Below are 4,612 nucleotides of genomic sequence, written 5' to 3' on the forward strand. Positions count from 1 at the left end.
TCGATGACGCGCGCACCTCTCCGAGCACGTTGGGAGCCTCCGAACGTGCACCGGGGCGGCGGGTGGAGTCGCTCGCGCGGCTGGTGCACGGGAGGCGTGCACGGGATCGGTGCACGCCTCCGCATGCACGCGGACGCGCCGCCGCCCCGTGGGGCGACGGCGCGTGCGCGTCGGGGGGTGGGCCGGGCCGCGGAGGGCCCTGCGGTCAGTCCCGCGTGAGCTTGCGGTACGTCACGCGGTGCGGGCGCGCGGCGTCGGCACCGAGCCGGCTGACCTTGTTCTCCTCGTAGGCCGCGAAGTTGCCCTCGAACCAGTACCAGCTCGCCGGGTCCTCCTCGGTGCCCTCGTACGCGAGGATGTGCGTCGCGACGCGGTCGAGGAACCAGCGGTCGTGGGAGACCACGACGGCGCAGCCCGGGAACTCGAGCAGGGCGTTCTCCAGCGAACCGAGCGTCTCGACGTCGAGGTCGTTGGTCGGCTCGTCGAGCAGCAGGAGGTTGCCGCCCTGCTTGAGGGTGAGCGCGAGGTTCAGGCGGTTGCGCTCACCACCGGACAGCACGCCGGCGGGCTTCTGCTGGTCCGGGCCCTTGAACCCGAAGGACGCGACGTACGCGCGGGACGGCATCTCGACGTTGCCGACCTTGATGAAGTCGAGCCCGTCGGACACGACCTCCCAGAGCGTCTTCTTCGGGTCGATGCCGCCACGCGACTGGTCGACGTAGGACACCGAGACGGTCTCGCCGACCTTGAGCGTGCCGCCGTCGAGCGGCTCGAGGCCGACGATCGTCTTGAACAGCGTGGTCTTGCCGACGCCGTTCGGGCCGATGACGCCGACGATGCCGTTGCGGGGCAGGGTGAACGACAGGCCGTCGATGAGCACACGGTCGCCGAAGCCCTTGCGCAGGTCGGTGGCCTCGAGCACGAGGTTGCCCAGGCGCGGGCCCGGCGGGATCTGGATCTCCTCGAAGTCGAGCTTGCGGGTGCGGTCGGCCTCGGCCGCCATCTCCTCGTAGCGCGCCAGACGGGCCTTGGACTTCGCCTGGCGGCCCTTCGCGGACTGCCGGACCCACTCGAGCTCGTCCTTGAGGCGCTTGGCGAGCTTCGCGTCCTTCTTGCCCTGGACCTCCAGGCGCGCCTGCTTCTTCTCCAGGTAGGTGGAGTAGTTGCCCTCGTACGGGTAGAGCCGCCCGCGGTCGACCTCGCAGATCCACTCGGCGACGTGGTCGAGGAAGTACCGGTCGTGGGTGACCGCGAGCACGGCGCCCGGGTAGGACGCGAGGTGCTGCTCGAGCCACAGCACGCTCTCGGCGTCCAGGTGGTTCGTCGGCTCGTCCAGCAGCAGCAGGTCGGGCTTCTCGAGCAGGAGCTTGCACAGGGCGACGCGGCGGCGCTCACCGCCGGACAGCACCTTGACGTCCGCGTCCGGCGGCGGGCAGCGCAGCGCGTCCATGGCCTGCTCGAGCTGGGCGTCGAGGTCCCACGCGTCGGCGGCGTCGATCGCCTCCTGGAGCTGGCCCATCTCGGCGAGCAGCGCGTCGAAGTCCGCGTCGGGCTCGGCCATCAGGGCGGAGATCTCGTTGAACCGGTCGATCTTGCCCTTGATCTCGGCGACGCCCTCCTCGACGTTGCCGAGGACGGTCTTCTCGTCGTTGAGCGGCGGCTCCTGCTGCAGGATGCCGACCGTGTAGCCGGGGCTGAGCCGCGCCTCCCCGTTCGACGGCTGGTCGAGGCCCGCCATGATCTTGAGGATCGTCGACTTGCCCGCGCCGTTCGGCCCGACGACGCCGATCTTGGCGCCGGGCAGGAAGTTCAGCGAGACGTCGTCGAGGATGACCTTGTCGCCGTGCGCCTTGCGCGCCTTGTACATGCTGTAGATGAACTCAGCCACTGGCTTCTCGTCCGCCTCGGTGCTCGTCGGTGATCGGGGTGCGCGTCGGGTCCGCCGGGTGGGCGGACGGGCTGGGGCCGGGCGACGTCGCGGTCACCCAGCCTAGGCGATCGGCGTGCCCGGGACACCGCCCGGGCGACCGGGCGCCCTCTCGCCCTCCCGCCCGTCCCGCCACGGCCCACCCGACGGGCGCGGGCGCACCCTCACGCGGGCGCGGGCGCCGCGCGGGGGTCATCGGCGGTCTCGTCGTCCAGCACGACGGCACCGCTGACGTCCACGGGCCCGGCTCCCCGGGCCACGGCCCCGGCGTGCTCCCCGTCGGTCCGGTCGGCGGCCCCGCCCGACGCGTCGCCGGGCCCGCCGCGCTGCTCGTGCACCGTGCGCGCGAACCGGGTCGTCCCCCGCGTGAGGTCGTGCCCGACGGTGTCCGCCGTGAGCTCGGCCGTCGTGCGCGTGTGCCCGTCGGGGGCGACCCAGTCGACGAGCCGCACCCGCCCGGTCACGACCACCGGGTCCCCGCGCCGGATGCTCGCCGCGACGTTCTGGGCGAGGTGGCGGAACGCCTTGACCGTGAACCAGCTCGTCGCGGCGTCCACGTACGCGTCCTGCTCCCGGTCGTACAGCCGCGGCGTGCTGCCGAGCCGGAACTTCGTGAAGGGCACCTGCCCGTCCTCGCCGAGGTAGAGGGTGGGCTCGTTGCCCACCCAGCCGACCACCGTCAGGCTGAGCTCGTTGACCGCCATGCGTCCTCCTCGTCCGTGGCCGGCGCACCTGTCGGGCCGGCCGTGGACGCACCGTCCCGCGGGGCGCTGCCCCGCCGCCGGCCTCCGAGCCGTCGCCTGGGGACCCGGTCCGCCGACACGGTCTGTGGAGGACTCGGCGGCCGCACGTGGCGAGGCGGTCCGCGTCGGGCCCGGCACGCGGCTCAGCTGCCGCGCGCCCCCGCGAGCAGCTCCCGCACCCGCCGGTGGTCCGCCAGCACCGCCCGCGTCGGGTCGGCGAGGCAGCGCCGGGCCACGGCCTCGAGCGCCGTCCGGCCGTCCCGGCGCACCGCCTCGGCCCGACGCAGGGCCGCCGACCGGCGCGCCCGCACGGCCAGGACGCCGCACAGCACCGCGAGCAGGGCGAGCGCCGCCGCAGCCGGCCAGGCCGGCCGCAGCGCGTCGTCCACCCCGCCGGAGCCCAGGGCCAGGCCGACGCCGACGGCGGCCGACGCGACCGCCGACACCGCCAGCACGAACGTCAGCACGGACAGCACCGCCGCACGCGCGGACCGGCGGGCGACGACCGCCACGCGGGACAGCGCGTCGTCCGCCGCCGCCCGGATCTCGTCGGTGCCGGCCACGCTCGTCCGCACCGCGTCCGCCCACCGTCGCGGGAGCCGGGCGGTCACGGCATCGGCCCACTGGGCGCGGGCCAGCGAGACGGTGCCCGGCTGCACGGCGACGAACGCCGGCACCGGGTCCTCGCTGCCGCGCACCACGGCCGCAACCGCGTCCGCGATGGCGGGCAGGCCGGCGGCCTGCGCGAGCGTCACGGCCACCGGGGTGACGTCCAGGTCCTCCTCCGACGGCTCGCCCGGCGCGACCTCGGCGGAGACCAGCCGCGCCGCGTCCGCGACCTCGGCGGACCCGCGGCGCGCCGCGAGGCTCTGGCGGGAGACCACGTCGGCGAGCGTGTCCCGCATCTCCGCGACGCCCTCCCCCGTGCGGGCGGACGCGGTCCGCACCGTCACGTCGGTGAGCCCGTCCTCGACGAGCAGCCGACGCAGGTCGCGCACCAGCGACTCACGCTGGTCCGAGGGGACGGTGTCGACCTGGTTCAGCACGACGACCATCGCGCCCTCGTGGCCGACGAGGCGTCGCAGGTACCCGGAGTGCAGCGCGTCGTCGGCGTACTTCTGCGGGTCGACCACCCACACCAGGAGGTCCGCCATCGGCAGCAGCCGGTCGACCGCCGCGCGGTGGGCGGGCTCGATCGAGTCGTGGTCGGGCAGGTCGAGCAGCACCAGGCCGCGCAGAGGTGCCTCGGTCTCGCCGTCCAGCGCGCTCTCGCGCTCGATGCGCCGGTCGGCCTCGACCTCCAGCCAGTCGAGCAGCGCATCGCCGCCCGCGCCCCAGACGCAGGCGGCAGCCTCCGCCGTCGTCGGCCGGCGGACCCCCACCTCCGCGAAGTCCAGCCCGCAGATCGCGTTGAACAGGCTGGACTTGCCGGACCCCGTCCCCCCGAGCAGCGCGACGACCGTGTGGTCGACCCCGAGCGCGAGCCGCGCGCGCACCTGGTCGCCGATGACGCGCGCCCGGGACGCCGTCCGTGCGTCGACGCGGTCGCCCGCCACCGCGAGCGCCTCGTCGAGCTGCGCGAGACGTCGGCTCAGTGCCGCCGTCTCGGTGCCTGCGGCGGGCGCCGGCGGGATGGCGGGACCGTCCGGCGGCGGGGTCGTGCCGCTCATGTCAGCCCCTTGACGACGGCGAGGCGCAGGCGCAGCAGCGACGCCGCGTCGGGCCGCAGCTCCGGCCGGTCCAGCACGGCCGCGGCCGCGTCACGCTCGCGGTGCGCCTGCGCGGCCGCCTGGTCGGCCAGCCGGTCGCGCAGCACGCGGACGGCGGCGTCCCCGCGGTCACCGAGCAGACCGCGGAGCATGCGGTCGGCGGCGTCGAGCCCCGCGGCCGCGGCGAGCGCCAGCGCGGCCAGGCCCTCGTCGCCGAGCGCGCGCCGACCGGC

3 protein-coding genes and 1 pseudogene are annotated in these 4,612 nt (G+C 75.3%); all 4 read right to left on the reverse strand.

The window, feature by feature from the left end:
• Positions 1-205 precede the first annotated feature (205 nt).
• On the reverse strand, positions 206-1,888 hold the full coding sequence (ettA, locus tag AAHH18_RS15585; protein ID WP_283320808.1) for an energy-dependent translational throttle protein EttA: 1,683 nt from the start codon (positions 1,886-1,888) through the stop codon (positions 206-208).
• Positions 1,889-2,091: 203 nt separating this feature from the next.
• Positions 2,092-2,631 carry a single-stranded DNA-binding protein gene (locus AAHH18_RS15590; RefSeq protein WP_343302239.1) on the reverse strand — a complete coding sequence of 180 codons (540 nt, stop codon included), beginning with the start codon at positions 2,629-2,631 and terminating at the stop codon, positions 2,092-2,094.
• A 182-nt stretch (positions 2,632-2,813) separates the two neighbouring features.
• Positions 2,814-4,340, reverse strand: a complete 1,527-nt coding sequence (locus AAHH18_RS15595) for a GTP-binding protein (protein WP_343302240.1) — start codon at positions 4,338-4,340, stop codon at positions 2,814-2,816.
• Positions 4,337-4,612, reverse strand: a pseudogene (locus tag AAHH18_RS15600) (hypothetical protein); the annotation flags it as partial. The gene AAHH18_RS15595 and the pseudogene AAHH18_RS15600, both read right to left, overlap by 4 nt.

Origin of the sequence: Cellulomonas olei (assembly GCF_039548315.1) — a bacterium.
Taxonomy (GTDB): Bacteria; Actinomycetota; Actinomycetes; order Actinomycetales; family Cellulomonadaceae; genus Cellulomonas.

Coding starts and splice junctions, on each gene's coding strand:
- AAHH18_RS15590 (WP_343302239.1), bottom strand. CDS start 2,631: ATGGCGGTCAACGAGCTCAGCCTGACGGTGGTCGGCTGGGTGGGCAAC.
- AAHH18_RS15595 (WP_343302240.1), bottom strand. CDS start 4,340: ATGAGCGGCACGACCCCGCCGCCGGACGGTCCCGCCATCCCGCCGGCG.